At 68.4% G+C, this 24,648-nt stretch carries 23 protein-coding genes and 1 pseudogene; 16 read left to right on the top strand and 8 right to left on the bottom strand.

Annotation, left to right across the window (positions count from 1 at the left end; genetic code table 11):
- Position 1 precedes the first annotated feature (1 nt).
- Both ACTWJ5_RS29670 and ACTWJ5_RS29665 read left to right on the top strand, forming a co-directional pair.
- A complete protein-coding gene (locus tag ACTWJ5_RS29670; RefSeq protein ID WP_444437068.1) occupies positions 2-808 on the top strand; it encodes an ABC transporter permease in 807 nt (268 codons plus the stop codon).
- Entirely contained in the window at positions 808-1,584 is a 777-nt protein-coding gene (locus tag ACTWJ5_RS29665) for an ABC transporter ATP-binding protein (RefSeq protein WP_444437067.1), read from the top strand. Before ACTWJ5_RS29670 ends, ACTWJ5_RS29665 begins: the two co-directional genes overlap by 1 nt.
- A 3-nt stretch (positions 1,585-1,587) precedes the next feature.
- Here the strand turns inward: ACTWJ5_RS29665 and ACTWJ5_RS29660 are convergent, their stop codons facing one another.
- Positions 1,588-2,478, bottom strand: a complete 891-nt coding sequence (locus ACTWJ5_RS29660) for a TPM domain-containing protein (protein ID WP_444437066.1) — start codon at positions 2,476-2,478, stop codon at positions 1,588-1,590.
- Positions 2,479-2,480: 2 nt separating this feature from the next.
- Positions 2,481-3,095, bottom strand: a complete 615-nt coding sequence (locus ACTWJ5_RS29655) for a LemA family protein (protein ID WP_444437065.1) — start codon at positions 3,093-3,095, stop codon at positions 2,481-2,483.
- 154 nt (positions 3,096-3,249) lie between these two features.
- Here ACTWJ5_RS29655 and ACTWJ5_RS29650 point away from each other — a divergent pair, with 154 nt between their 5' ends.
- From ACTWJ5_RS29650 to ACTWJ5_RS29635, 4 genes and pseudogenes are all read left to right on the top strand, one after another.
- Positions 3,250-4,080 carry an EamA family transporter gene (locus ACTWJ5_RS29650; RefSeq protein ID WP_116424157.1) on the top strand — a complete coding sequence of 277 codons (831 nt, stop codon included), beginning with the start codon at positions 3,250-3,252 and terminating at the stop codon, positions 4,078-4,080.
- Between the two features lie 119 nt (positions 4,081-4,199).
- Positions 4,200-4,586 (top strand): MAPEG family protein, encoded by a 387-nt coding sequence (locus tag ACTWJ5_RS29645; RefSeq protein WP_249918532.1) that lies wholly within the window; start codon positions 4,200-4,202, stop codon positions 4,584-4,586.
- Positions 4,587-4,717: 131 nt separating this feature from the next.
- Positions 4,718-5,176: a c-type cytochrome gene (locus tag ACTWJ5_RS29640; RefSeq protein ID WP_074985423.1), complete on the top strand. Its 459-nt coding sequence runs from the start codon at positions 4,718-4,720 to the stop codon at positions 5,174-5,176.
- 186 nt (positions 5,177-5,362) lie between these two features.
- A pseudogene (locus ACTWJ5_RS29635) lies at positions 5,363-5,431 on the top strand (hypothetical protein); the annotation flags it as partial.
- A gap of 88 nt (positions 5,432-5,519) precedes the next feature.
- Here ACTWJ5_RS29635 and ACTWJ5_RS29630 read toward each other — a convergent pair.
- The gene (locus ACTWJ5_RS29630) at positions 5,520-5,906 is read right to left on the bottom strand and encodes a DUF1090 domain-containing protein (protein WP_444437064.1); all 387 of its coding nucleotides are present in this window, start codon (positions 5,904-5,906) and stop codon (positions 5,520-5,522) included.
- A gap of 149 nt (positions 5,907-6,055) precedes the next feature.
- On the opposite strand from ACTWJ5_RS29630, the gene ACTWJ5_RS29625 reads away from it, so the two are divergent.
- A complete protein-coding gene (locus tag ACTWJ5_RS29625; RefSeq protein WP_444437063.1) occupies positions 6,056-7,045 on the top strand; it encodes an alpha/beta hydrolase family esterase in 990 nt (329 codons plus the stop codon).
- On the opposite strand, the gene ACTWJ5_RS29620 is transcribed toward ACTWJ5_RS29625, so the two are convergent.
- Positions 7,024-7,767 (bottom strand): metallophosphoesterase, encoded by a 744-nt coding sequence (locus tag ACTWJ5_RS29620; protein ID WP_249918535.1) that lies wholly within the window; start codon positions 7,765-7,767, stop codon positions 7,024-7,026. The two genes, ACTWJ5_RS29625 and ACTWJ5_RS29620, sit on opposite strands and share 22 nt — an antisense overlap.
- 170 nt (positions 7,768-7,937) lie before the next feature.
- On the opposite strand from ACTWJ5_RS29620, the gene ACTWJ5_RS29615 reads away from it, so the two are divergent.
- A complete protein-coding gene (locus ACTWJ5_RS29615; RefSeq protein WP_249918536.1) occupies positions 7,938-9,239 on the top strand; it encodes a ferredoxin reductase family protein in 1,302 nt (433 codons plus the stop codon).
- Between the two features lie 4 nt (positions 9,240-9,243).
- On the opposite strand, the gene ligB is transcribed toward ACTWJ5_RS29615, so the two are convergent.
- The 3 genes from ligB to ACTWJ5_RS29600 all read right to left on the bottom strand — a co-directional run bounded on the left by ligB (position 9,244) and on the right by ACTWJ5_RS29600 (position 13,620).
- The gene (gene ligB, locus ACTWJ5_RS29610) at positions 9,244-10,908 is read right to left on the bottom strand and encodes an NAD-dependent DNA ligase LigB (protein WP_444437062.1); all 1,665 of its coding nucleotides are present in this window, start codon (positions 10,906-10,908) and stop codon (positions 9,244-9,246) included.
- Between the two features lie 503 nt (positions 10,909-11,411).
- A complete protein-coding gene (metK, locus tag ACTWJ5_RS29605; RefSeq protein WP_058070747.1) occupies positions 11,412-12,602 on the bottom strand; it encodes a methionine adenosyltransferase in 1,191 nt (396 codons plus the stop codon).
- Between the two features lie 16 nt (positions 12,603-12,618).
- Positions 12,619-13,620 (bottom strand): ArsR/SmtB family transcription factor, encoded by a 1,002-nt coding sequence (locus ACTWJ5_RS29600; protein ID WP_074985626.1) that lies wholly within the window; start codon positions 13,618-13,620, stop codon positions 12,619-12,621.
- 291 nt (positions 13,621-13,911) lie between these two features.
- Here ACTWJ5_RS29600 and tkt point away from each other — a divergent pair, with 291 nt between their 5' ends.
- The 8 genes from tkt to ACTWJ5_RS29560 all read left to right on the top strand — a co-directional run bounded on the left by tkt (position 13,912) and on the right by ACTWJ5_RS29560 (position 21,739).
- Positions 13,912-15,909: a transketolase gene (gene tkt, locus ACTWJ5_RS29595; protein ID WP_444437061.1), complete on the top strand. Its 1,998-nt coding sequence runs from the start codon at positions 13,912-13,914 to the stop codon at positions 15,907-15,909.
- 112 nt (positions 15,910-16,021) lie between these two features.
- Positions 16,022-17,071 (top strand): erythrose-4-phosphate dehydrogenase, encoded by a 1,050-nt coding sequence (gene epd, locus ACTWJ5_RS29590; protein ID WP_116424164.1) that lies wholly within the window; start codon positions 16,022-16,024, stop codon positions 17,069-17,071.
- Positions 17,072-17,098: 27 nt separating this feature from the next.
- Positions 17,099-18,262 (top strand): phosphoglycerate kinase, encoded by a 1,164-nt coding sequence (locus ACTWJ5_RS29585; RefSeq protein WP_074985618.1) that lies wholly within the window; start codon positions 17,099-17,101, stop codon positions 18,260-18,262.
- A gap of 116 nt (positions 18,263-18,378) precedes the next feature.
- Complete coding sequence (locus tag ACTWJ5_RS29580; protein ID WP_116424165.1) at positions 18,379-18,720, top strand: MliC family protein; 342 nt, start codon at positions 18,379-18,381, stop codon at positions 18,718-18,720.
- 93 nt (positions 18,721-18,813) lie between these two features.
- The gene (gene fba, locus ACTWJ5_RS29575; protein WP_074985612.1) at positions 18,814-19,878 is read left to right on the top strand and encodes a class II fructose-bisphosphate aldolase; all 1,065 of its coding nucleotides are present in this window, start codon (positions 18,814-18,816) and stop codon (positions 19,876-19,878) included.
- Positions 19,879-19,949: 71 nt separating this feature from the next.
- Positions 19,950-20,372, top strand: coding sequence for a hypothetical protein (locus ACTWJ5_RS29570; protein ID WP_074985610.1), 423 nt, complete (start codon positions 19,950-19,952; stop codon positions 20,370-20,372).
- A gap of 43 nt (positions 20,373-20,415) precedes the next feature.
- A complete protein-coding gene (locus ACTWJ5_RS29565; RefSeq protein WP_074985607.1) occupies positions 20,416-21,186 on the top strand; it encodes a class I SAM-dependent methyltransferase in 771 nt (256 codons plus the stop codon).
- 61 nt (positions 21,187-21,247) lie between these two features.
- The gene (locus ACTWJ5_RS29560; protein ID WP_074985605.1) at positions 21,248-21,739 is read left to right on the top strand and encodes a M48 metallopeptidase family protein; all 492 of its coding nucleotides are present in this window, start codon (positions 21,248-21,250) and stop codon (positions 21,737-21,739) included.
- 412 nt (positions 21,740-22,151) lie between these two features.
- Here the strand turns inward: ACTWJ5_RS29560 and ACTWJ5_RS29555 are convergent, their stop codons facing one another.
- Complete coding sequence (locus tag ACTWJ5_RS29555) at positions 22,152-24,584, bottom strand: penicillin-binding protein 1A (RefSeq protein WP_116424167.1); 2,433 nt, start codon at positions 24,582-24,584, stop codon at positions 22,152-22,154.
- Positions 24,585-24,648 lie beyond the last annotated feature (64 nt).

The following is a 24,648-nucleotide window of genomic DNA, read 5'->3' as shown; positions in this document are numbered from 1 at the left end:
CATGAACGCCCGTAAACCCTCCCCGCTGTTCGTCATCGGCAAGCCGCTGGCGCGCACCCACCTGCTGCTGATCGGCGGCGGCGTGTTCGTCCTGCTGGCCCTGGCCTGGTGGCTGGCCGGCGCCAGCGGCGCGGTGCCGAAAATCTTCCTGCCGGCGCCCGGCGACGTCTGGGCGCGCATGCTCAGGCTGGCCGCCGACGGCACCCTGTGGGCCGACCTGAAGGTCAGCGTCTACCGCATCCTGGTGGCCTTCGCGATTTCCTCGGCGATGTCCATCGTCATCGGCGTGTTCGCCGGCTGCTACGGCTTCTGGAAGGCCGCCACCGAGCCGCTGGTGGACTTCGTGCGCTACATGCCGGTGGTGGCCTTCGTGCCGCTGAGCATCCTCTGGGCCGGCACCAGCGATTTCCAGAAATTCCTCATCATCTGGATCGGCACCTTCTTCCAGCAGGTGCTGATGGTGATGGACGCCATCAAGCGCGTGCCGCCGGACTTCGTCGGCCTCGGCCGGACCCTGGGCATGCCGGATAGGCGCATTCTCCTGAAGATCGTCCTGCCCAGCGCCCTGCCGGGCATCTGGGACGCCCTGCGCATCAGCCTCGGCTGGGCCTGGACCTGGCTGGTGCTGGCCGAGCTGGTGGCCGCCACTTCGGGCCTGGGCTACCGCATCGTGGTGTCGCAGCGCTTCTTCCAGACCGACACCATCATCGGTTACATCCTGCTGCTCGGCCTGCTGGGGCTGGTCACCGACCAGGCCATGCGCGCCGCCGAGCGCGTCCTGTTCCGCTACAACCGGAGGCGCGGCTGATGGCGACCCTGGAGATTTCCGGCCTGAACAAGAGCTTCGCGGTCGGCAGAGAGCGCCGCGAGGTGCTGCGCAACATCGACCTGACCCTGGCGGACAACGAGTTCGTCTCCATCGTCGGCACCTCCGGCTGCGGCAAGAGCACCCTGCTGTCCATCGCCGCGGGGCTTGAGGACTTCGACAGCGGCAGCGTCAAGGTCGACGGCGTGCCCATCGCCGGCCCCGGCCTGGACCGCGGCGTGGTGTTCCAGGCCTACACCCTGCTGCCCTGGCTGACCGCGCGGCAGAACGTCGAGTTCGCCCTCAAGGCCGCCGGCCGCTCCCGCGCCGAGTGCCGCGAGATCGCCGCCGAGCACCTGCAGCTGGTGAAGCTGGAGAAGTTCGCCGACGCCTATCCCACCGAGCTGTCCGGCGGCATGAAGCAGCGCGTGGCGATCGCCCGGGCGTTGTCCTACCGGCCGAAGATCCTGCTGATGGACGAGCCCTTCGGCGCCCTGGACGCCATGACCCGCCACCAGATGCAGGAGCTGCTCACGCGCATCTGGGAGACGCACCGGCTGACGGTGATGTTCGTCACCCACGACGTCGAGGAGGCGGTCTACCTGTCCGACCGCATCGTGGTCATGGGCCTGGGCCCGGGGCGGATCAAGACTACCTTCGACGTGAAGCTGCCGCGCCCGCGCCGCGAGGAGATGGCCGGCAGCGCAGAGTTCATCGAACTGCAGCGCCAGGTGCTGCGCTTGATCCGCGAGGAAGAGGCCGGCGCCGCGGTGCTCTGAGGCTCACCAGCGACCGGAGGCCCCGCCACCGCCGCTGGAACCCCCGCCACCGCCGAAGCCGCCGCCACCCCGGCCACCGAAGCCGCCACCGCCGAAACCGCCGCCGCGCCCGCCACGGAAGAAGCCGGCCGGCAGCAGGAAGAAGGGGTAGGCGATGAGGGCGAAGACGAAGGCGCTGACGCCGTTGTTGACCAGCGCGGCGAAGCTGAAGGTCAGCACCAGGCTGAGCACGCCGGCCAACACCCCGACGATCACGCTGCACACCACATAGCGGCCGAAGCTGCGCTGGCGCATGAACGGCAGCGGCAGCAGGCGCCCCAGCAGCGGCACGCCGGCCAGCAGGGCGAACAGCGGCAGCAGGCTGCCGGCCGGCAGGCCCAGGTCGTCGCTCTGCGCGGCCTGCTGGGGTTCGGGCAGCGCCTCGCCGTCGATCAGCTTCTCCAGGCTGTCCACCCCGGCCTGCACGCCGCCGGCGAAGTCGCCTTCGCGAAAGTGCGGGACTATCTGCTCGCGGATGATGCGCCCGGCCAGCACGTCGGTGACGGCGCCTTCCAGGCCGTAGCCGACCTCGATGCGCAGGGCGCGGTCGTCCTTGGCCACCACCAGCAGCACGCCGTCGTCCACGCCCTTGCGGCCCAGCTTCCACTGCTCGAAGGCGCGCACCGCGTACTGCTCGATGCTCTCCTCGCCGGTGCTGGGGATCATCAGCACCGCCAGTTGCGCGCCCTTGCGCTGCTCCAGCGCCGCCAACTGCTGCTCCAGCCGCTCGCGCTGCTGGGCATCGAGGGTGGCGGTGAGGTCGGTGACCCGCGCGCTCAGCTGCGGCACGGCCACCTCGGCCTGCGCCAGGCCCGCGCAGCACAGCAGGGCCAGCGCCAGCAGCCAGGCGCGCATGCTCATTGCGCCGGTTGCGGCTGCGGCGTGCCGAAATCGACCTTGGGCGCGGTGGAGATGGCCGCCTCGTTCTCCACGCTGAAGTTGGCCTTGGGCTGGTAGCCGAAGATCTTCGCGGTGATCACCTGCGGGAACTGGCGGATCAGCACGTTGTAGTCCTGCACCGCCTTGACGTAGCGGCCGCGGGCCACGGTGATGCGGTTCTCGGTGCCTTCGAGCTGCGTCAGCAGGTCCTTGAACAGGTCGTCGGCCTTGAGCTGTGGATAATTCTCGGTGACCACCAGCAGCCGCGAGAGCGCCGAGCTGAGTTCGCCCTGGGCCTGCTGGAAGCGCTGCATGGCCGCCGCGTCGCCGAGCTGGTCGGCGTTGAGGGTGGTGCTGCCGACCCTGGCCCGGGCCTCGGTGACCTGGGTGAGCACGGCGGCCTCGTGGGCGGCATAGCCCTTCACGGTGTTGACCAGGTTGGGCACCAGGTCGGCGCGCCGCTGGTACTGGTTGAGCACTTCGGACCAGGCCGCCTTGACCTGCTCGTCGCCGGCCTGCATGGCGTTGTAGCCGCAGCCGGTGAGCAGGGAGACGAGGACGTAGCAGCACAGGAACTTGAGCATTCGGGGCATGGCAGGGGACTCTGGCGATCGCGAAACCCCCAGTCTAGACCAGTCACGCCCCTCGGTGCGGAGCCGCATACGCACTTCAGGCCTTTCCGAGGCTTGCCGGGCATGGGGGGCGAGGCGCTAGAATCGCAACTGGTCTATACCAGGAAGCCCCGCCTTGTTCGCCACCGCTCTGGTGCTGCTCGCCGCCGTGCTCCACGCGGCCTGGAACACCCTCGTCAAATTCAGCGCCGATCGCCTGCTGGTGGTGGCCTGCATGGACCTCGTCGGTCTGCTCGTGGCCCTCGCCCTGCTGCCCTGGATCAGCTTGCCGCCGGCCGAGGTCTGGCCCTGGCTGGGCAGCGCCGTGGCCCTGCAGCTGGTCTACCGGGTGTTGCTGATCCAGGCCTACAAGGTCGGCGATCTCGGCCTGGTCTACCCGCTGATGCGTGGCCTGTCGCCGTTGGTAGTGCTGGCGCTGACGCTGCTGGTGGGCGGCGAGCAGCTCAGCGACCGGCAGGTCCTCGGCATCCTGCTGATCCCGCTGGGCATGCTGTTCCTGCTCAAGGGCGGCGGCGGATCGCGGCTGCCCTGGATCGCCTTCCCCGTGGTGCTGCTGATGGGCCTGTGCATCGGCAGCTACACCTGGACCGACGGCCACGCGCTGAAGCGCTGGCCGCAACCGCTGGACTACCTGGTGTGGCTGACGCTGCTCTCCGGCGTGCCTTTCCCGCTGCTCGCCCTGAGCGCTCGCACCCGCGCTTTCGCGCGCTTCTGGCAGACGCAGTGGAAGCTCGGCCTGTGCGTCGGCATCTGCGTGATGGCCAGCTACGGCCTGGTGCTCTGGGCCATGCAGCTGGGCTCGGTGGCCGAGGCCGCGGCGCTGCGCGAGACCAGCGTGGTGCTGGTGGTGCTGTTCGGCATGCGCTTCCTCAAGGAGCCCTTCGGCCTGCCGCGCCTGCTGGCTTGCAGCCTGGTGCTGGCGGGGATGCTGGTGATGAAGCTCTGAGATTGGTGAACAGGCCGCGAGATTGGCCGCTTTGGCGCACGTATCCGCCTGACGGCCACTGACGTTCGCCTATGCTTGGCGGCAACCTGCCACCTTCCCAGCCGACGAGACCTCCGTTCATGCCCATCGCCTTCTGGTGCATCCTGATCGCATTCTTCCTGCCCTACCTGGGCACCAGCATCGCCAAGTTCACCGGCGGCGGCTTCGGCCCCCGGCAGAACCACGACCCGCGCACCTTCCTGGCCGGCCTGGAGGGCTACCGCAAGCGCGCCAACGCCTTCCAGCTGAACAGCTTCGAGGTCACCCCGGCCTTCGCCATCGCCGTGCTGGTGGCCTACGTGGTGGGCAATGCCGAGCCGGCGACCCTCGATACCCTGGCCATTGCCTGGCTCACCAGCCGCCTGCTCTACCTGATCTTCTACCTCGCCGACCTGGCGCTGCTGCGTTCGCTGGTGTGGTTCGTCGGCATGGCGCTGATCGCTGCCTTCTTTGTAGTCTCCGCCTGAACCGCAGCTGAACGGTTCGCGCATCGCTGCGGCGGATGGCCGCAGGCGGGCGCGCGGGCTCTGGATCAATGCCGGGCAGCGGCGGATAATCCGCCGCTCCCGTGTCTGGCCTGTCCTACAAGAGTCCGCTCATGAAGCTGAAGACCCTGCTCGTCCTGCTGTTGGCCGGTGCCGCCCTGGCCGGTTGCCACCGCCTCGATCCGAATTCCCCGCTGGCCAAGCGCCAGGCGATCTTCAAGCAGATGCTCCACGCCAGCGAGGACATGGGCGGCATGCTGCGCGGCCGCGTCGTCTTCGACGCCGAGAAATTCCGCGCCGACTCGGTCAAGCTCAACGAGCTGGCCAGCCAGCCCTGGCAGTACTTCCCCACCAGCAAGCCGACCGACGAGGGCGGCGACAGCCGCGCCAGGGACGAGCTGTGGCAGCGCCAACTGGAGTTCCAGGCCGACGCCAAGACCTTCCAGCAGGCCGCCGCCGCGCTGGAGGCCAACACCCGCCAGGCCACCCCGACCACCGATGGCGTGCGCAAGGACCTGGCCGCGGTGGAAGATGCCTGCGAGGCTTGCCACAAGAAATTCCGGGCGCTTTGACGGGCGCTCCGCTTTTTGTAGGAGCGGATCTCATCCGCGAATCGCGCCGGAGATGACGGCTATCGCGGAGAAGCTCCGCTCCTACGGTCTAGGCCGGCGCGGCTTCTCGTAGGATGGCGTTGAGCGAAGCGATACCCATCAGCGCAACCGCATGGGTTTCGCAGGGGCTCAACCCATCCTACGGGACTGGTGGCCGCCGGCATGGACGCCCACCCGATGCGCGCCGACGTCTTCGCCTACGCCCCACGCGATTAAGGCACACCCCCGTAGGAGCGGGCCCTGCCCGCGATTCGCGCGCAGGGCGCGCTCCTACAGGTAGCCAGCCAGGCAACCAGCCCTGCTCTCACTCCTCCAACTCCCGCTTCGCCTGCTCCAGCTCCGCGCGGGCCCCGGCCAGCTTGTCCTTGCGCTTCTCGATCTTCTCCGCATCGCCCTTGTTCATGGCCTTGCGCAGGTCGCTTTCGCGCTGGCTGACTTCGCGCTCGGCGTCCAGCACGCGCTGGGTGCGCTTTTGCGTCAGGCTGCCGTCGGTGCAGTAGGTGCGGGCTTTCTCCAGGGCGGTTTCCAGGCCGGCGATGGCGCCCTTGTCGCCGCGGGCGCGGGCTTCTTCCAGCTTGCCGGCGATGGCCGCCTGCTTGGCGGCGCAGCCGCTCAGGGGCTGCTCGGGTTGCGCGGCGAAGGCGCCGGTGCAGAGCAGTGCGGCGAGGGTGAGGGTAATGGATCGGAACATTCTCGGGTCCTGCGTTACCAAATGAGATATCGATGCTGACGAACGTCTAGAGTTTGCCATTAAGCGCGCGCGTGGGGGTTGCCCCATGGCAGTCCGCGGCCTGGTCGATCCATTGAACGCGCTCCGTCGGGCGGAGCGGGGGAGGCTGGATGCGTATCGCGATTCGCCTGGTTCAGGCGCTGATCCTGCTGTTGCTGGCGGCCCTGCTGGTGGGCGCCTGGTACCTGCTGCCCGGCGAGCAGTTGCGCCCGCCGATGCTCACCGGGGTGAGCGAGGACAGCTCCCTGCGCGCCGGCGGCCTGCGCCGTGGCTACGTGCTCTACGTGCCGCCCAACCTGGCGCCGAACCCGGCGCTGCTGGTGGTGCTGCACGCCTCGCGCAGCAACGGCCAACTGATGCGCCGCGACAGCGGCTTCGGCTTCGACGCCCTGGCCGACCGCGACGGCTTCCTGGTGCTCTACCCCGACGGCTTCGAGGGCCACTGGAACGACTGCCGCAAGGTGGCCAGCTACAGCGCGCGCACCCGCAACATCGACGACGTGGCCTTCCTCACCCGGCTGGTGCGGCGGATCCAGCGCGAACGCCAGGTGGACCCGCAGCGGGTGTTCTTCGCCGGCTACTCCAACGGCGGGCAGATGGCCCTGCGCATGGCCGCGGAGTCCGAACTGCCGCTGGCCGGCATCGCCCTGGTGGCGGCCAGCCTGCCGAGCGCGGCGAACAATGCTTGCAGCGAGTCGCAGCGGGCGGTGGCGGCGCTGCTGATGAACGGCACGCGCGACCCGATCAACCCCTACGGTGGCGGGCGGGTGAAGCTGTTCGGCTTCGGCGACCGCGGCGAGGTGCTCTCCAGCGAGGCTTCGGCCGGTGAGCTGGCGCGGCGCAACGGCATCAGCGCGCCGGCGCAGCGCGAGCCGCTGACGCGCCCCGGCCCGGTCTGGTCGGAGCGCTGGCAATGGCAGGGCGAGGGAATGCTGCCGGTGGAACTGGTGAGCGTGCACGGCGGCGGCCATCTGTTGTCGCAGCCGGGCTATCGGCCGCCGCGCCTGTTCGGCATCGCCGACCCCGAACTGGACGGGCCGGCGGAGATCTGGCGCTTCTTCAAGCAGTTGCCGGTGGCTCAGACTTCCACGGTGCCGTAGGCGTCGAAGCCGCCCTTCTCGCCCGGGTAGCCGCCCGGGTTGGCCACCACGCGGGCGCGGCCGATGCGGTAGTCCAGGGCATCGTGCACGTGGCCGTGCAGCCACAGGTCGCACTGTTGCACCAAGTGCTCCAGGTCCGAGGCGAAGGCCGGCGATAGGCTGTCGCCGACGTATTGCGGCGGAATGGAGCGGGCGCTGGGCGCATGGTGGGTGACCACCACGGTCGGCCCGGCGAAGGGCTCGGCCAGCTGCGCCGCCAGCCAGTCCCGCGAGGCCTCGAACAGCTGCTGGCTGAGCGCCGGGGTGAAGGGCGCGGTGAACCAGTCGATGCAGCTGAAGTCGGGCATCAGGCGCAGCGCGCGCTGTAGCGTCAGCGGCAGGGTTTCCTCGCCGTAGAGCAGAAAGTCCGTCCACAGGGTGGCGCCGAGGATGCGCACGCCGTCGATGATCACCGCGTCGTTCTCCAGGAAGTGGATGTCCAGGGCGCGGGCCAGGTTGCGCATGGCCTGGGTCAGCTCGGGCAGGTCGGAATGGTAGAACTCGTGGTTGCCGGCGACGTAGACCACCGGCGTGTCGGGGAAGGCCTCGCGGGCCCAGTGCAGGCCCTGCAGGTGCTCATGGATGTCGCCGGCCAGCACCACCAGGTCGGCGTCCACCGCGGGCAGCTCGCGGCGGCCGCCGAAGTGCTCGTGGTGCAGGTCGGAAAGGACGCGGATACGCATGCGGGTTGTCTCCTGGCCAGGTCCGGCATTGTGCGGCACGCCCGCGGCCTTGCCCAGCGCTTGACCTGGATCATGGCAAGGCCGAACAGCGGAAAATTCCCCTATGAACTTCAGGGATGATTAAGGCCGCGCGCCCAGTCTCGGACCAGGCTCGCAATCAGGGAGGCCACATGAAGTTCATAGGAATCGTCATCGCCACCGTGTTGGCGGCGTTTGGTCTGGCGCTCGTGCTCGATCCGCCCGCCACCTTCGATATCTGGGTCCTGCGCAAGCAGGCCATCCTGCTGAGCGGCGTCGTCGCCTTCGCGCTGATGTCGCTGATCATGCTCCTGGCGGTGCGCCCGGCCTGGCTGGAGCGGCCGCTGGGCGGGCTCGACCGCATGTACCGGGTGCACCGCTGGGCGGGCATCCTGGCCATCAGCCTGGGCCTGCTGCACTACCTGCTGGAACTGGGCGGGCCGCTGCTGGCGAAGTTCGTCGCCAAGCCAGCGAAGGGGCCGCGGGTGGAGACCTTCCTCGAGCTCTTCCGCGGCTCGGCCAAGGAGCTGGGCGAGTGGTCGGCCTGGCTGCTCGCCGCCATGCTGGTGCTGACGCTCTGGCAGCGCTTCCCCTACCACCTGTGGCGCTACGTGCACAAAGCGCTGGCGCTGGTCTACCTGGTGCTGGCCTTCCATGGCGTGGTGCTGGCGCCGGCCGGCTACTGGGCGCAGCCGCTCGGCTGGCTGCTGGCGCTGTGCGCGGCGCTGGGCTCGGTGTGCGCGCTGATCGCCCTGAGCGGGCGCATCGGTCGGCGGCGCACGTACCAGGGCGTGGTGGCGGCGGTGGCGCGGCCCGGCGAGCGCATGCTGGAGGTCACCTGCCGGCTCGGCCGCAACTGGCGGCACAAGGCCGGGCAGTTCGCCTTCCTCACCTGCGACCGCCTGGAGGGGCAGCATCCCTTCAGCATTTCCAGCGCCGACCAGGGCAATGGCGAGGTGCGCTTCAGCATCAAGGCCCTGGGCGACTACACCCGGCGCCTGCAGGATGCCCTGGCGCCGGGAGATGCGGTGAAGGTCGAGGGGCCCTATGGCTGCTTCGACTTCCGCCGCGGCGGCGAGCGCCAGGTGTGGATCGCCGGCGGCATCGGCATCACGCCCTTCCTGGCCTGGCTGGAGGCGCTGCAGCAGCATCCGGCCGATGCGCCGGAAGTGGAGCTGCACTACTGCGTGCGCAGCCCCGCCGATGCCATCTACGCGGGGCGCCTGCGCGAGCTGTGCGACGGCCTGTCCAGCGTGGCGCTGAAGGTCCACTACAGCGCCGAGGAGGGCTACCTGCGCGGCGACGACCTGAGCATGGCGCCGGACGCCGACGGCCGCTGGCCGAGCCTGTGGTTCTGCGGCCCGCAGGGCCTGGCCGACCTGCTGCGGCGCGACCTCGGCCGGCGCGGCATGCCGGCGCGCAATTTCCACCAGGAAGCCTTCCGCCTGCGCTGAGGGCTCAGAAGCCGGCTACCCCGGCCGCGGCGAGTTGCGCGCCCAGGCGCTGCACCTCGTGGTCGGCAAAGAAGGCTTGCAACTGCCGGGCCCGGACTGGCCCGACACCCGGCAGCTGGCGCCAGTCGCTGGCCTGCCGGGCGCTCAGCTCGGCCCAGTCCGCGGTGGCCGGCAGGCTGTCGACCTGGGGTACGCCCAGCGCCCGCAGCCAACGCTGGAAGGGACGTTGCCGCGCGGCGCGAAACTGGGCGTGCAGGCGTTCGCCACTGTGCTCGGCGAAGCCCGGCAGTTGGCGCAGGGCTTCCGGCGGCAATTCCAGCCAGTCGAGCAGGCCGGCAATCTGGCCGGCTTCCAGCAACGTCTGCCAAGTCCCAGGCCCCACGCCTTCCAGGGCCAAACCCTGTTCTTCGCCCAGCCAGGCGAGGCGGGCGAGGAACTGTTCCTCGCAGCCGGGCGTTGCCCGCCAGCAGCTGAGCGCGTGGTAGCGCCCGGACTCCGGGGGCTCTACCGCAAGGCGCTGCGGCGAGCGCCAGACCACGCTTTCCACGCGAGGAATGGTCAGGCCGGCCAGCGCGATGGCCACCTGGTCGCCGGGGCGGATGTCCAGGGCCTGCCAGCGCCGCGTCGAGCCGAGGCTGACCTGGGCGATGCGGCGGTCGTCCAGCGTTACCGGCTGCAGCTCCAGCAGCGGCGTCACCCGTCCGGTGCGGCCGATGCGGAAATGTACCCGGCGCACCTCGGCCAGGGCCTGGCGGTAGGGGTATTTCCAGGCCAGCGCCCAGCTGGCACTGCCGGCCTGCCAGGCCTTCGCGGCGGGGCGCGAGCCCTGGCGGACGACGATGCCGTCGCTGGCGAAGGGCAGGGGGCTGCGGTACCAGTGCTCGCGCTGGCGCTGGGCGTCCTCGAAGCCCGCCACCGACAGCGTCAGGGCTGCGCTATCCGCAAGGCCCAGCGCCTTCAGGCGCTCCAGGCGCTGCGCCATGCTTTGGGGGCCGTGCGGCAACTCCCAGACGAACAGGCCGACCTGCGAAACCTGTTTGCCCGGCTCGCTGCGCGCCATCAGCCCGGCGACCTTGCCGCGGGCGCCGAGGCCGCCCCTTTGCGCCTGCACGTGGCCCGGCAGGCGCCAGTAGAGTTCGCCCTGCAACACCAGCCGGCCCGCGGCGGGCAGACGTTGCGGCACGGCCGGCAGGCGGCGGGCGTTGGCGGTCCAGTCCTGGCCGTGGAGTCCATCGCCGCGGCTGATGGCCTGGACCAGTTCACCGTCCTGGTAGACCAGCGTCACGGCCACGCCATCGACCTTGGGCTGCACCCAGAGGTCCTCGCGCCCGGCCATCCACTGGCGGACTTCGTTGGCGTCGGCGGCCTTGTCCAGGCCGGTATGGGCCGCGGGGTGACGCAGCTTGCCGCGGCTGGCCGGCAGCGGCGGGGTCGGCTCGACGGCGAGCTGTGGGTAACAACCGCGCCAAAGGCTGAAGCGTTGCCGGGCCTGGTCGTAGAGTTCGTCGGCGATCGGGCTTTCGCCGCGCAGGTGGTAGGCGTGGTCCCAGGTTTCCAGTTGCTGGCGCAGGCCCAGCAGTTCTTCGCGGGCGCGCTGTTCAGGCCAGTCGGGGCAGGCCAGGGAGAGGGGAGGGAGGAGCAGCAGGGCTGAGGCGAGCAGGGCTTTCATCGGCGGGCTTCCTTGCGCCTGGAGGGGGTTCCAGGCTAGGTGCGCCGCCGCCGCGAAGGGGCCGGGTGGAGTGTGGGAGGTTTCCGGGATGTGGCGTTATCGCGAACAGGATTCAGGGAGCGTCGTGATTTCACTTCACGCCAAGCGGTGAATCCAATCGCGGACAGAGTCCGCTCCTACGTCCAAGCTTCCCTGAATCGTAGGAGCAACTGTCTCACCGACTGCGCCGAGCTGCTTTTCGTAGGATGGGTTGAGCTTGCGAAACCCATGCGGTTGCGCTGATGGGTATCGCTTCGCTCAACCCATCCTACGAAAAGCCATGCTCGCTCATGCGGTAGGAGACTCTGTCCGCGATGGGATTGAGGTCGGAGCGAAGAACAGGATGCGTGCGCGAAGCCATGGCCCACCCCATACGAAAAATGCCGTTTCCCCCAGACAGAGAAACGGCATTCTTTCTTACCGTGAACGGCCCACCGGAGTGGGGCTATTCCGTCGGGCGAACCTTACAGGCCAGCCGCGTCACGCAGGGCGGCAGCCTTGTCGGTGCGCTCCCAGGTGAAGGCGGTGAAGGTATCGTCACCGTAGGTCAGCTCATACGGATTGCGACCGAAGTGACCATAGGCCGCAGTCGGCTGGTACATCGGGTGCAGCAGGTCGAGCATCTTGGTGATCGCGTACGGACGCAGGTCGAAGTGCTCGCGGACCAGTTGGACGATCTTCTCGTCGCTGATCTTGCCGGTGCCGAAGGTGTTCACCGAGATGGAGGTCGGCTGGGCCACGCCGATGGCGTAGGACACCTGGATCTCGCAACGCTCGGCCAGGCCGGCGGCAACGATGTTCTTGGCCACGTAGCGGCCGGCGTAGGCAGCCGAACGGTCGACCTTGGACGGGTCCTTGCCGGAGAAGGCGCCGCCGCCGTGGCGGGCCATGCCGCCGTAGGAGTCGACGATGATCTTGCGCCCGGTCAGGCCGCAGTCGCCCACCGGGCCGCCGATGACGAAGTTGCCGGTCGGGTTGATGTGGAACTGGGTGTCCTTGTGCAGCAGCTCGGCCGGCAGCACGTGCTTGATGATCAGTTCCATCACGCCTTCGCGCAGGTCGGCGTAGGAGACGTCCGGGTTGTGCTGAGTGGACAGCACGATGGCGTCGATGCCGACCACCTTGCCGCCTTCGTAGCGGCAGGTGACCTGGCTCTTGGCGTCCGGGCGCAGCCACGGCAGCAGGCCGGACTTGCGCGCCTCGGCCTGGCGCTCGACCAGGCGGTGGGAGAAGCAGATCGGCGCCGGCATCAGCACGTCGGTCTCGTTGCTGGCGTAGCCGAACATCAGGCCCTGGTCGCCGGCGCCCTGGTCTTCGGGCTTGGCGCGGTCGACGCCCTGGTTGATGTCCACCGACTGCTTGCCGATGATGTTCAGCACGCCGCAGGTGGCGCCGTCGAAGCCGACGTCGGAGCTGTTGTAGCCGATGTCGATGATGACCTTGCGCACCAGGTCTTCGAGGTCGACCCAGGCCGAGGTGGTGACTTCGCCGGCGATGATGGCGACGCCGGTCTTCACCAGGGTCTCGCAGGCCACGCGGGCGTACTTGTCCTTGGCGATGATGGCGTCCAGCACCGCGTCGGAGATCTGGTCGGCGATCTTGTCCGGATGGCCTTCGGATACGGATTCGGAGGTGAAAATCGAGTATTCGCTCATCTAACGGTTCCTGTCTTTACCGGTGGGTGAGGACGCTTCGCGAATCCGGCTTGGCGAAATGCCGCACCTGGATCTGAAAGCCATTACGTAAACCAATGTACAAGCTCTCGCCGGGGGCGAGCCCCGCGGCATCGGCCCAAAGGGCCAGGTCTTCCTGTTCGAACCCCAGCCAGAGGTCCCCGCAGGCTTCGCGGGCCCAGCTCTGGTCGTGGCTGCACAGTTCGGTCACCAGCAGGCTGCCGCCCGGCTTCACCAGGCGCGCCAGCTGGCGCAGGGCCTCGGCGGGCGCCGCGAAATGGTGCAGCACCATGTTCAGCACCACGCAGTCGGCCGGTTCGGCGGCGTCCTGCAGAGCGTCGGCCAGGTCCAGCCGCACGTTCGTCAGCCCTGCCTCCAGGCAGCGCCGGCGGGCCAGGTCGAGCATGGCCACGCTGTTGTCCAGCGCGGTCACCCGCGCGAAACGCCGGGCCAGCTCGGGGAGGAATCCGCCGTCGCCGGGGCCGACTTCCAGCGCCGTGGCGCCGGGGGCGAAGCTCAGTGCGTCGAGCAGCGCCAGAACACTTTCACGGTATTGCGGCAGCCCTGCGATCAGGTCCTGCGTGGCCTGGAACTTCTCTGCGCTGCGGGCGAAGTAGTCGCGGCTCACCGCGGCGCGCTGGGCATGCACCGCGGCGACGCGGGCGTCCACCTCGGGCGGCAGCGCCAGCTCGTCCACTTCCGCCAGCAGCGCCCCGTGCAGCTTGCCGCCGAGGTTGTCGGCCTGGGGCAGGGCGCGGCGGTAGAAGATCGCGTTGCCTTCGCGGCGCGTCGCCACCAGGCCGGCCTGGGCCAGCACCTTCAGGTGGTGGCTCATGCCCGACTGGCGGATGGCGAAGATCTGCGCCAGCTCCAGCACGCCGAACGAATCGTTGGCCAGCACCCGCAGCACGTTCAGTCGCAGCGGGTCGCCGCCGGCCTTGCACAACGCGGCCAGCTCGTCGCAGGCATCGTGGCGGATCAGGGGCATGCGCAGGCTCATAGGGGGCGGAGTCTAGAGGCCTGGGGCGATGGTGGCAACGGCTGTATCAAAAAGTTTTGATATTGGAGACGGAAGGTAGCGACAAGCTGTAAGCGGCAAGCCGCAAGCAAGGGCGGGGAGGGCGCGCGGGCCAAACGCAGGAGTTTGCAGTTTGAAGCTTGGAGCTTGTGGCTTGCCGCTTCGGAACCGGCCGCCCGATTGTCATTGCCCCGCGATGGCCGGCTGGGCGAAAATGGCCGCCTTTTTTCATCCCTTCGATCAATCGAAGCAGCCCCCGCAGGAGATTCAGCGATGCCCAGCCGTCGTGAGCGAGCCAATGCCATCCGCGCACTGAGCATGGATGCCGTGCAGAAAGCCAACAGCGGCCACCCAGGCGCCCCCATGGGGATGGCGGACATCGCCGAAGTGCTCTGGCGCGACTACCTCAAGCACAACCCGGGTAACCCGCAGTGGGCCGACCGCGACCGCTTCGTGCTGTCCAACGGCCACGGCTCGATGCTGATCTACTCGCTGCTGCACCTGACCGGCTACGACCTGGGCATCGAGGACCTGAAGAACTTCCGCCAGCTCAACTCGCGCACCCCGGGCCACCCGGAGTACGGCTACACCGCCGGCGTCGAGACCACCACCGGCCCGCTCGGCCAGGGCATCGCCAACGCCGTGGGCATGGCCCTGGCGGAGAAGGTGCTGGCCGCGCAGTTCAACCGCGAAGGCCACGGCATCGTTGACCACTACACCTACGCCTTCCTCGGCGATGGCTGCATGATGGAAGGCATCTCCCACGAGGTCGCCTCCCTGGCCGGCACCCTGCGCCTGAACAAGCTGATCGCCTTCTACGACGACAACGGCATCTCCATCGACGGCGAGGTCCACGGCTGGTTCACCGACGACACCCCGAAGCGCTTCGAGGCCTACGGCTGGCAGGTGATCCGCAACGTCGACGGCCATGACGCCGACGAGATCAGGACCGCCATCGAGACCGCGCGCAAGAGCGACGCCCCGACGCTGATCTGCTGCAAGACCATCATCGGCTTCGGCTCGCCCAACAAGCAGGGCAAGGAAGAAAGCCACGGCGCCGCCCTGGGCGTCGACGAAGTGGCCGCCACCCGCGCTGCGCTGGGCTGGAACCACGCGCCGTTCGAAATCCCCACCGAGATCTATGCCGAGTGGAGCGCCAAGGAAACCGGCGCCGCCCGCGAGGCCGAGTGGAACCAGCGCTTCGCCGCCTACCAGGCCACGCACCCGGAACTGGCCGCCGAGTTCCAGCGCCGCGTCAAGGGCGAGCTGCCGGCCGACTTCGCCGAGCAGGCTGCGGCCTACGTTGCCGAAGTCGCCGCCAAGGGCGAGACCATCGCCAGCCGCAAGGCCAGCCAGAACGCGCTGAACGCCTTCGGCCCGCTGCTGCCGGAACTGCTCGGCGGCTCCGCCGACCTGGCCGGTTCCAACCTGACCCTGTGGAAGGGCTGCAAGGGCGTGACCCCCACCGACGCCTCGGGCAACTACGTGTTCTACGGCGTGCGCGAGTTCGGCATGAGCGCCATCATGAACGGCGTGGCCCTGCACGGCGGCTTCATCCCCTACGGCGCGACCTTCCTGATCTTCATGGAGTACGCCCGCAACGCCGTGCGCATGTCCGCCCTGATGAAGCAGCGCGTGCTCTACGTGTTCACCCACGACTCCATCGGCCTGGGCGAGGACGGCCCGACCCACCAGCCCATCGAGCAACTGGCCAGCCTGCGCCTGACGCCGAACCTGGACACCTGGCGCCCGGCCGACGCGGTCGAGTCCGCGGTGGCCTGGAAGTACGCCATCGAGCGCAACGACGGCCCCTCGGCGCTGATCTTCAGCCGCCAGAACCTGCCGCACCAGGCGCGCGACGCCGAGCAACTGGCCAACGTCGCCCGCGGCGGCTACGTGCTCAAGGACTGCGCCGGCGAGCCGGAGCTGATCCTGATCGCCACCGGCTCGGAAGTCGGCCTGGCCGTGCAGGCCTATGACAAGCTCAGCGCCGAAGGCCGCCAGGTGCGCGTGGTCTCCATGCCCTCCACCAGCGTCTTCGAGCAGCAGGACGCCGGCTACAAGCAGGCCGTGCTGCCGGTACAGGTCGGCGCGCGCATCGCCATCGAGGCCGCCCACGCCGACTACTGGTACAAGTACGTGGGCCTGGAAGGCCGCGTGATCGGCATGACCACCTTCGGCGAGTCGGCCCCGGCGCCGGCGCTGTTCGAGCACTTCGGCTTCACCGTCGAAAACGTGCTCGCGGTTGCCGAAGAACTCCTGGAAGACTGAAAAGACGCTGGAGGCTGGAGGCTGAAGGCTGGACGACAAGCGGCGCCGAGCTGCTGTTTCGTCCAGCCTCCAGCCTCCAGCTTTCGAGCGGCTTGTGATTAGGCAGGCCCGAATGCCCCGGAATCCGTCCTACCGTGTCGCCCTCAATGGCTACGGCCGCATCGGCCGCTGCGTGTTCCGCGCCCTGCACGAGCGCGGCGCGAAGGCCGGCTTTTCCATCGTCGCGCTGAACGACCTGGCCGACCTGCCGAGCCTGGAATACCTGACCCGCTTCGACTCCACCCACGGCCGCTTCCCCGGCGAGGTGAGCGTGGCCGACGGCTGCCTGCACGTCGGCGGTGACTGCGTGAAGGTGCTGCGCCAGGCCGAGCCCGAGGCCATCGACTGGGCGGCGCTGGACCTCGACCTGGTGCTGGAATGCTCCGGCGTCTACCACAGCCGCGCCGATGGCCAGCGCTTCCTTGCCGCCGGCGCGCCGCGGGTGCTGTTCTCCCAACCCATGGCCAGCGAGGCCGACGTCGACGCCACCGTGGTCTTCGGCATCAACCAGCAGCAACTGTCCGGCGCCGAGAAGCTGGTCTCCAACGCTTCCTGCACCACCAACTGCAGCGTGCCGCTGCTCAAGCTGCTGAACGAGGCCGTGGGCATCGAGTACGTCTCGATCACCACCATCCACTCGGCGATGAACGACCAGCCGGTAATCGACGCCTACCACCACGAGGACCTGCGCCGCACGCGCTCGGCCTTCCAGTCGGTGATCCCGGTGTCGACGGGGCTGGCGCGGGGCATCGAGCGCCTGCTCCCGGAACTTGCCGGGCGAATCCAGGCCAAAGCCATCCGGGTGCCGACGGTGAACGTCTCGGCCCTGGACATCACCCTGCAGGTTTCCCGCGACACTTCCGCTGCGGAGATCAACAGGGTGCTGCGCGAGGCCGCCGGCAGCGGGCCGCTCAAGGGCCTGCTGGACTACACCGAGCTGCCCCACGCCAGTTGCGACTTCAACCACGACCCGCACTCGGCGATCGTCGACGGCAGCCAGACCCGCGTTTCCGGGCCGCGCCTGGTGAACCTGCTGGCCTGGTTCGACAACGAGTGGGGCTTCGCCAACCGCATGCTCGACACCGCGGGGCACTTCCTGCGGGTCGCCGCCAGTGAACGTTAAACAACCAGCCCAGACAGGACTGATGTCATGACCGTTTTGAAGATGACCGACCTCGACCTCCAAGGTAAGCGCGTGCTGATCCGCGAGGACCTCAACGTGCCGGTGAAGGACGGCGTGGTGAAGAGCGACGCCCGCATCCTGGCCTCGCTGCCCACCATCAAGCTGGCCCTGGAGAAGGGCGCGGCGGTGATGGTCTGCTCGCACCTGGGCCGCCCCACCGAGGGCGAGTTCTCCGAGGAGAACAGCCTCAAGCCGGTCGCCGACTACCTGAGCAAGGCCCTGGGCCGCGATGTGCCGCTGGTGCGCGACTACCTCGACGGTGTCGAGGTCAAGCCGGGCGAGCTGGTGCTGTTCGAGAACGTGCGCTTCAACAAGGGCGAGAAGAAGAACGCCGACGAGCTGGCGCAGAAGTACGCCGCGCTGTGCGACGTCTTCGTCATGGACGCCTTCGGCACCGCCCACCGCGCCGAGGGCTCGACCCACGGCGTGGCCAAGTTCGCCAAGGTCGCCGCGGCCGGCCCACTGCTGGCCGCCGAGCTGGACGCCCTGGGCAAGGCCCTGGGCAACCCGGCGCGGCCGATGGCGGCCATCGTCGCCGGCTCCAAGGTTTCCACCAAGCTCGACGTGCTCAACAGCCTGGCGCAGATCTGCGACCAGCTGATCGTCGGCGGCGGCATCGCCAACACCTTCCTCGCCGCGGCCGGCTACAAGGTCGGCAAGTCGCTGTACGAGGCCGACCTGGTCGACACCGCCAAGGCCATCGCGGCCAAGGTCAGCGTGCCGCTGCCGGTCGACGTCGTCGTGGCCAAGGAATTCGCCGAAAGCGCCGCCGCCACCGTCAAGGCCATCGCCGACGTCGCCGACGACGACATGATCCTCGACATCGGCCCGCAGACCGCCGCGCAGTTCGCCGAGCTGCTGAAGTCGTCGAAGACCATCCTGTGGAACGGCCCGGTGGGCGTCTTCGAGTTCGACCAGTTCGGCGAAGGCACCAGGACCCTGGCCCTGGCCATCGCCGAGAGCCCGGCATTCTCCATCGCCGGCGGCGGCGACACCCTGGCGGCCATCGACAAATATGGCATTGGCGAGCGGATCTCCTACATTTCCACCGGTGGCGGCGCCTTCCTCGAGTTCGTCGAAGGCAAGGTCCTGCCGGCCGTGGAAGTGCTGGAGCAGCGCGCCAAGCAGTAAGCCTGGCGGCGTCCGCCCCCAACCGACAAGCCGGTGAAATGCCCCTGAACCGGGGCGTTGGGGCGGCGCGGGGCTGAATGGACATACGGCATCGCCGTGAGAGGGAGAATTGCCCGATGAAGCGTTACCTCGCCGCCCTGGCCCTGGGCGCCCTGCTGGCCGGTTGTTCCAGCCACCCTGCGGGAAGCGGCGCCGGCACCGCCAAAGGCGGCTGGAACCACTGGACCTGCGACAGCGGCGCCGTGGTGATCTGGCGCTACGTCGAAGGCGCCCGCTCGTCGGTGGTGGACCTGCGCCTGGGCGAGGACGACGTCGTCCATCACCTGGAGGAGGAACCCGGCGGGTCCGGTGCTTTCTATAGCGATGGACTGGTCGGTTTCAGCGTCACCGGCGACCAGGGGCTGATCTACTGGGTGGAAAGCAACGACCTGATCGGCCGCGGCTGCCGCGCACGCTAGCACCGCGCGGCGCAACAGACTTGAATGCGGCCTGCCCCTGCGGCAGGCTGTCGAACCATAGAACGAGCCCAACTTCCTGGGAGAAGTGAAAACATGGCACTCATCAGCATGCGCCAAATGCTGGACCACGCCGCCGAGTTCGGCTACGGCGTCCCGGCTTTCAACGTCAACAACCTCGAGCAGATGCGCGCCATCATGGAAGCGGCCGACAAGACCGACTCCCCGGTGATCGTGCAGGCCTCGGCCGGCGCCCGCAAATACGCCGGCGCGCCCTTCCTGCGCCACCTGATCCTGGCGGCCATCGAAGAATTCCCGCACATCCCGGTGTGCATGCACCAGGACCACGGCACCAGCCCTGACGTGTGCCAGCGCTCCATCCAGCTGGGCTTCAGCTCGGTGATGATGGACGGCTCGCTGAAGGAAGACGGCAAGACCCCGGCCGACTACGAATACAACGTCCGCGTGACCCAGCAGACCGTGGCCTTCGCCCATGCCTGCGGCGTGTCCGTGGAAGGTGAGCTGGGCTGCCTGGGCTCCCTGGAAACCGGCATGGCCGGCGAGGAAGACGGCGTCGGCGCCGAAGGCGTGCTGGACCACAGCCAACTGCTGACCGACCCGGAAGAAGCCGCCGACTTCGTCAAGAAAACCAAGGTCGATGCCCTGGCCATCGCCATCGGCACCAGCCACGGCGCCTACAAGTTCACCAAGCCGCCGACCGGCGACATCCTCGCCATCGACCGCATCAAGGCGATCCACGCGCGCATCCCGGGCACCCACCTGGTGATGCACGGCTCCTCTTCGGTGCCGCAGGACTGGCTGGCGATCATCAACGAATTCGGCGGCGAAATCCCGGAAACCTACGGCGTTCCGGTGGAAGAAATCGTCGAAGGCATCAAGTACGGCGTGCGCAAGGTGAACATCGACACCGACCTGCGCCTGGCCTCCACCGGCGCCATCCGTCGCTTCCTGGCGCAGAACAAGAGCGAGTTCGACCCGCGCAAGTACTTCGCCAAGACCATCGAAGCCATGCGCGACGTGTGCATCGCCCGCTACGAAGCCTTCGGCACCGCCGGCCACGCCTCCAAGATCAAGCCGATCTCCCTGGAAGGCATGTTCCAGCGCTACGCCAAGGGCGAGCTGGAGCCGAAGATCAACTGATCCGGCCCCGCCCCTGAAGAGCCCCGCCCTGGCGGGGCTCTTTCGTATCCACGCCAGACACAGAGGCTGCCATGCGTCGGCTCATCCCCCTGCTGATGTTCCTGCTCGCCGGCTGCGCCGCGCAGCCGCCCGGCACGCCCGCACCCGCCGCAGCCCCTGCGCCGCGAGCGCCGGCGGTCGACCTGCCGGCGGATGCGCAGAACTGCCTGAGCCACACCGAGTGCACGTTGAAGACCTCGCGCTCGCTACTGTTCGTCTTCGACTACGCCGCGGCCGGCGCGCCCCTGGTGGTCAGCGAAGGCCGCCTGCTGAGCACCCCGGAGAAGGCGCCAAGCAAGGGCTGGCCGGCATTGCGCATCCAGCTCGCCGAGCCCGACGGCGGGCGCTTCGAGTTCCACAGCCAGTGCCGGCAGAAGCGCTGCCGGATCAGCGAGGCCAGGCTGCTCGCCTGCTACCGCGACTACCTGGAAGGCAAGGCCTGCCGCCTGCGCTGAGTGTGCTATACCGGAGGGCGATCCCCTACAGGAGAGCCGTTCCATGGACAGCGTCCACGCCAGCGCCCAGCAGGGCTTCGGCCAGGAGGCCGAGACCTACGCCCACGGGCGTCCCGAATATCCCGACGAGCTGCTCGGCTGGCTCGACGGCAGCCTCGGCATCCATGCCGGCAGCAAGGTGGTCGACCTTGGGGCCGGCACCGGCAAGTTCACCCGCCTGCTGCTGCGCACCGGCGCCGAGGTGGCCGCCATCGAGCCGGTGGCGGCCATGCGCGAGCGCCTGCACCAGGAACTGCCCGACGTGCGCGTGCTGGAAGGCACGGCCCGGGGCATGCCGCTGGCCGACGCCAGCCTGGATGCGGTGCTCTGCGCCCAGGCCTTTCACTGGTTCGCCAACCCCGAGGCGCTGCGCGAGATCCACCGCGTGCTGCGCCCGCGCGGCCACCTGGGGCTGGTATGGAACGTCCGCGACGAGCGGGTGGATTGGGTCGCCGAACTGACCCACATAGTCGCGCCCTACGAGGGCAGCACTCCGCGCTTCCACACCGGCGAATGGCGCCGGGCCTTCGCCGGCGCGCCCTTCGGCCCGCTGCAGCTGCGCGAGTTCAGCTACCGCCACGTCGGCCCGGCGGAGCAGGTGATAGTGGCGCGGACAATGTCGATCAGCTTCATCGCCGCGCTGCCGGCGGAACAGAAGGCGCGGGTCGAGCAGCGTCTGCGCGAGCTGATCGCCACCCACCCGGCGCTCAAGGACCAGGCCGAGGTGGCCTTCCCCTACCGCACCGAGGCCTATTCGGCGGTGGTGCTGGACTGAGCCTGCGAAGGGGCGCGCGGATCGGCTAGACTGCGCGCCCCGTCACCGCGAACCGACCTTCATGCAACCGCTCCGCTACCTCCAGGCCTACCCGCAACAGCTGCAGGACCAGGTCCGCCAGTTGATCGCCGAGGACCGCCTGGGCGAGTACCTGCAGCGCCGCTACCCCGGGCGCCACGAGGTGCAGAGCGACAAGGCGCTGTACGCCTACGCCATGCAGCTCAAGCAGGAGCATATGCGCAACGCCCCGGCGGTGGACAAGGTGCTCTACGACAGCAAGCTGGACGTGGTGCAGCGCGCCCTGGGGCTGAACACCGCGATCTCGCGGGTGCAGGGCGGCAAGCTGAAGGCGAAGAAGGAAATCCGCGTGGCCTCGCTGTTCAAGGACGCGGCGCCGGAATTCCTCAGGATGATCCTGGTGCACGAACTGGCGCACCTGCGCGAGCGCGACCACAACAAGGCCTTCTACCAGCTCTGCGAATACATGCTGCCGGGCTATCACCAGTTGGAATTCGACCTGCGCGTCTACCTGACCTGGCGCGAACTGGGCTGAACTCCCGGCGCCTAGACTGGGTTGCCGCGGGAAGCTCCCGGCGATCGGATGGGGTTCGACCGCGCAGGAGCCTTCCCCCGCCGCATCCGGAGAGTAATCAAAAGACTTGGCATATTGCCATCAGTCTTTTCGGAATTTTTTCCCATTTGGGGGAAAAATCGTCGCGGACGTAGGGCGCGCCATTCCCATGTAGGAGCAACTGTCTCACCGACTGCGCCGAGCTGCTTTTCGTAGGATGGTGTTGAGCGAAGCGATACCCATCACCGCAACCGCATGGGTTTCGCAAGCTCAACCCATCCTACGAAAAGCCACGTTCGCTCATGCCGTAGGAGCGGATTCATCCGCGATCCGTTCCACGAAAAACGCCGTCCCCCTCAGGAGAACGGCGTTCCCGTAAAACCAGCGCTCGCGATCAGAACAGATCCATCGGCGCGCCTTCGTCGGCCGGCAGCGGCGTGCCCGGCGCGCCGCTGCCCAGTTCGCTCATGGGCGGCGGGGTGTCTTCGCTCTTGAACAGCTCGAAGTAGGCGCCCGGCGTGCCCGGCGGCGCGGCGCGGCCGCTGAGCGGGTCGATGCGCAGGCTGACCAGGCCGGAGGGCTCGGGCAGCGTGTGCGAGGGCTTGTCCTTGAGCGCCGCGCCCATGTAGCGCATCCAGATCGGCAGCGCCACGTTGCCGCCGAACTCGCGGCGGCCGAGGCTTTCCGGCTGGTCGAAGCCGACCCACACGGTGGTCATGTAGTCGGCGTTGAAGCCGGAGAACCAGGCGTCCTTGGAGTCGTTGGTGGTGCCGGTCTTGCCCGCCAGGTCGTCGCGCTTGAGGGCCAGGGCGCGGCGGCCGGTGCCGCGCTTGATCACGTCCTGCAGCATGCTGGTCATGATGTAGGCGGTGCGGGCGTCGATGATGCGCTCGGCCGGCGTCGGCTCGATGGTGGTCCTGGCGTGGGCCGGGTCGTCATCCTCCACCGGTGCGGCGACGGGCTGCACGGCCTCCTTGTCGGCGACCTGCGGGTTGTCCTCCACCGGCACGCTGGGCGGGTTGGCCTGGTACAGCACCTGGCCGTCGCGGCTTTCGATGCGGTCGACCACGTAGGGGCTGATCTTGTAGCCGCCGTTGGCGAAGGTGCTCCAGGCGCCGGCGATCTCCAGGGGCGTCAGGGTCGCGGTGCCCAGCGCCATGGACAGGTTCGGCGGCAGCTCCTGGACATCGAAGCCGAAGCGGCTGATGTACTGGCGCGCGCGCTCCACGCCCAGGGCCTGCAGGGTGCGGATCGAGACCATGTTGCGCGACTTGTACAGCGCCTCGCGCAGGGGGATGGGGCCGAGGAAGGTGTTGGTGTCGTTCTTCGGCCGCCAGACCTTGTCCAGGTACTCGTCGACGAACACGATGGGCGCATCGTTGACCAGGCTGGCGGCGGTGAAGCCGTTGTCCAGCGCGCAGCTGTAGATGAACGGCTTGAAGCTGGAGCCGGGCTGGCGCTTGGCCTGGACGGCGCGGTTGTAGCTGCTCTGCTCGAAGGAGAAGCCGCCGACCAGGGCCATGATGGCGCCGTTGTCCGGGTTCAGCGAGACCAGCGCGCTCTGCGCCGCCGGCACCTGGGTCAGGCGCAGGGCGCCGTCGTCCTTGCGCTGCACGCGGACCAGGTCGCCGGGCTGCAGCACGTCGCCGGGCTGGCGCGGCGCCGGGCCCATGCTGTTGCTGCTGAGGAAGGGGCGGGCCCACTTCATGTTGTCCCAGCTGATGGTGTCGTCCTTGCCGTCACGGGTGACGACCATCACGCCGCTCTTCTCCACGCGGGTGACGATGGCCGGCTCCAGGCCGCCGATCGGGCGCTGCTGGGCCACCGCCAGGCGCCAGGCGTCCAGAGACTTGCCCGGCATGCGCGCCTCGGGGCCGCGGTAGCCGTGGCGCTGGTCGTATTCCTGGAGGCCTTCGCGCAGGGCGTCGTTGGCGTACTGCTGCAGGTCGCTGTGCACCGTGGTGTAGACCCGGTAGCCCTCGGTGTAGGCATTGCCGCCGTAGCGGCCGACCATATCGGCGCGGGCCATCTCGGCGATGTATGGGGCCGCCAGTTCCGGGCTCGCCACGTGGTAGGAAGCGCCCACCGGCTCGGCGACGGCTTCCTGGTAGCGGGCCTGGTCGATGAAGCCGAGCTTGTTCATCCGCTCGAGGATCCAGTTGCGCCGCTCCATGCTGCGCGCCACGTTGGCCAGCGGGTTGTAGCGCGAGGGCGCCTTGGGCAGGCCGGCGATCATCGCCATCTGCGCCAGGCTCAGTTCCTTGATCGACTTGCCGTAGTACACCTGGGCGGCGGCCTCGATGCCGTAGGCGCGGTTGCCGAGGTAGATCTTGTTGACGTACAGCTCGAGGATCTCGTCCTTGGTCAGCTCGCGCTCGATCTGTAGGGCCAGGAGGATCTCGGTGATCTTGCGCGAGAAGCTGCGCTCGTTGGTGAGGAAGTAGTTCTTCGCCACCTGCATGGTGATGGTGCTGCCGCCGGTCTGGATGTGACCGGTCGACAATAATTGCGCGGCAGCGCGCATAAGGCTCTTCACGTCCACGCCATAATGATTGGCGAAATTGTCGTCCTCGGCCGACAGAAGGGCGTGAATGAAATCCGGCGGGATGTCAGCGAAACGGATAGGCGTGCGGCGCATCTCGCCGAACTCTGCTATCAATTTGTTATCACTGCTGTAAACCCGCAACGGAATCTGCAGCTGCACGTTGCGCAGGGCGTCGACCGAAGGCAGGCTGGGGCTCAGGTACAGGTAGGCGCCACTTAAACCGAGCAGCACTCCACAAAAAAGGGTGACGCAAGTCCACCACAGAAACTTCAGCAGGCGCATTGGCAGGTCTTGGATTTCCAGGGAAAAGAGAGAGTTAAGCGAAAGGCGCGGCAAAAAGGGAAAA

This window comes from Pseudomonas sp. A6, assembly GCF_052367875.1.
Taxonomy (GTDB): Bacteria; Pseudomonadota; Gammaproteobacteria; order Pseudomonadales; family Pseudomonadaceae; genus Pseudomonas; species Pseudomonas citronellolis.
The sequence above is the reverse complement of the archived record's forward strand: the minus strand, read 5'-3'. Positions and strand labels throughout refer to the sequence as shown.

Coding starts and splice junctions, on each gene's coding strand:
- ACTWJ5_RS29670 (WP_444437068.1), top strand. CDS start 2: ATGAACGCCCGTAAACCCTCCCCGCTGTTCGTCATCGGCAAGCCGCTG.
- ACTWJ5_RS29665 (WP_444437067.1), top strand. CDS start 808: ATGGCGACCCTGGAGATTTCCGGCCTGAACAAGAGCTTCGCGGTCGGC.
- ACTWJ5_RS29660 (WP_444437066.1), bottom strand. CDS start 2,478: ATGCGCGCCTGGCTGCTGGCGCTGGCCCTGCTGTGCTGCGCGGGCCTG.
- ACTWJ5_RS29655 (WP_444437065.1), bottom strand. CDS start 3,095: ATGCCCCGAATGCTCAAGTTCCTGTGCTGCTACGTCCTCGTCTCCCTG.
- ACTWJ5_RS29645 (WP_249918532.1), top strand. CDS start 4,200: ATGCCCATCGCCTTCTGGTGCATCCTGATCGCATTCTTCCTGCCCTAC.
- ACTWJ5_RS29640 (WP_074985423.1), top strand. CDS start 4,718: ATGAAGCTGAAGACCCTGCTCGTCCTGCTGTTGGCCGGTGCCGCCCTG.
- ACTWJ5_RS29630 (WP_444437064.1), bottom strand. CDS start 5,906: ATGTTCCGATCCATTACCCTCACCCTCGCCGCACTGCTCTGCACCGGC.
- ACTWJ5_RS29625 (WP_444437063.1), top strand. CDS start 6,056: ATGCGTATCGCGATTCGCCTGGTTCAGGCGCTGATCCTGCTGTTGCTG.
- ACTWJ5_RS29620 (WP_249918535.1), bottom strand. CDS start 7,767: ATGCGTATCCGCGTCCTTTCCGACCTGCACCACGAGCACTTCGGCGGC.
- ACTWJ5_RS29615 (WP_249918536.1), top strand. CDS start 7,938: ATGAAGTTCATAGGAATCGTCATCGCCACCGTGTTGGCGGCGTTTGGT.
- ligB (WP_444437062.1), bottom strand. CDS start 10,908: ATGAAAGCCCTGCTCGCCTCAGCCCTGCTGCTCCTCCCTCCCCTCTCC.
- metK (WP_058070747.1), bottom strand. CDS start 12,602: ATGAGCGAATACTCGATTTTCACCTCCGAATCCGTATCCGAAGGCCAT.
- ACTWJ5_RS29600 (WP_074985626.1), bottom strand. CDS start 13,620: ATGAGCCTGCGCATGCCCCTGATCCGCCACGATGCCTGCGACGAGCTG.
- tkt (WP_444437061.1), top strand. CDS start 13,912: ATGCCCAGCCGTCGTGAGCGAGCCAATGCCATCCGCGCACTGAGCATG.
- epd (WP_116424164.1), top strand. CDS start 16,022: ATGCCCCGGAATCCGTCCTACCGTGTCGCCCTCAATGGCTACGGCCGC.
- ACTWJ5_RS29585 (WP_074985618.1), top strand. CDS start 17,099: ATGACCGTTTTGAAGATGACCGACCTCGACCTCCAAGGTAAGCGCGTG.
- ACTWJ5_RS29580 (WP_116424165.1), top strand. CDS start 18,379: ATGAAGCGTTACCTCGCCGCCCTGGCCCTGGGCGCCCTGCTGGCCGGT.
- fba (WP_074985612.1), top strand. CDS start 18,814: ATGGCACTCATCAGCATGCGCCAAATGCTGGACCACGCCGCCGAGTTC.
- ACTWJ5_RS29570 (WP_074985610.1), top strand. CDS start 19,950: ATGCGTCGGCTCATCCCCCTGCTGATGTTCCTGCTCGCCGGCTGCGCC.
- ACTWJ5_RS29565 (WP_074985607.1), top strand. CDS start 20,416: ATGGACAGCGTCCACGCCAGCGCCCAGCAGGGCTTCGGCCAGGAGGCC.
- ACTWJ5_RS29560 (WP_074985605.1), top strand. CDS start 21,248: ATGCAACCGCTCCGCTACCTCCAGGCCTACCCGCAACAGCTGCAGGAC.
- ACTWJ5_RS29555 (WP_116424167.1), bottom strand. CDS start 24,584: ATGCGCCTGCTGAAGTTTCTGTGGTGGACTTGCGTCACCCTTTTTTGT.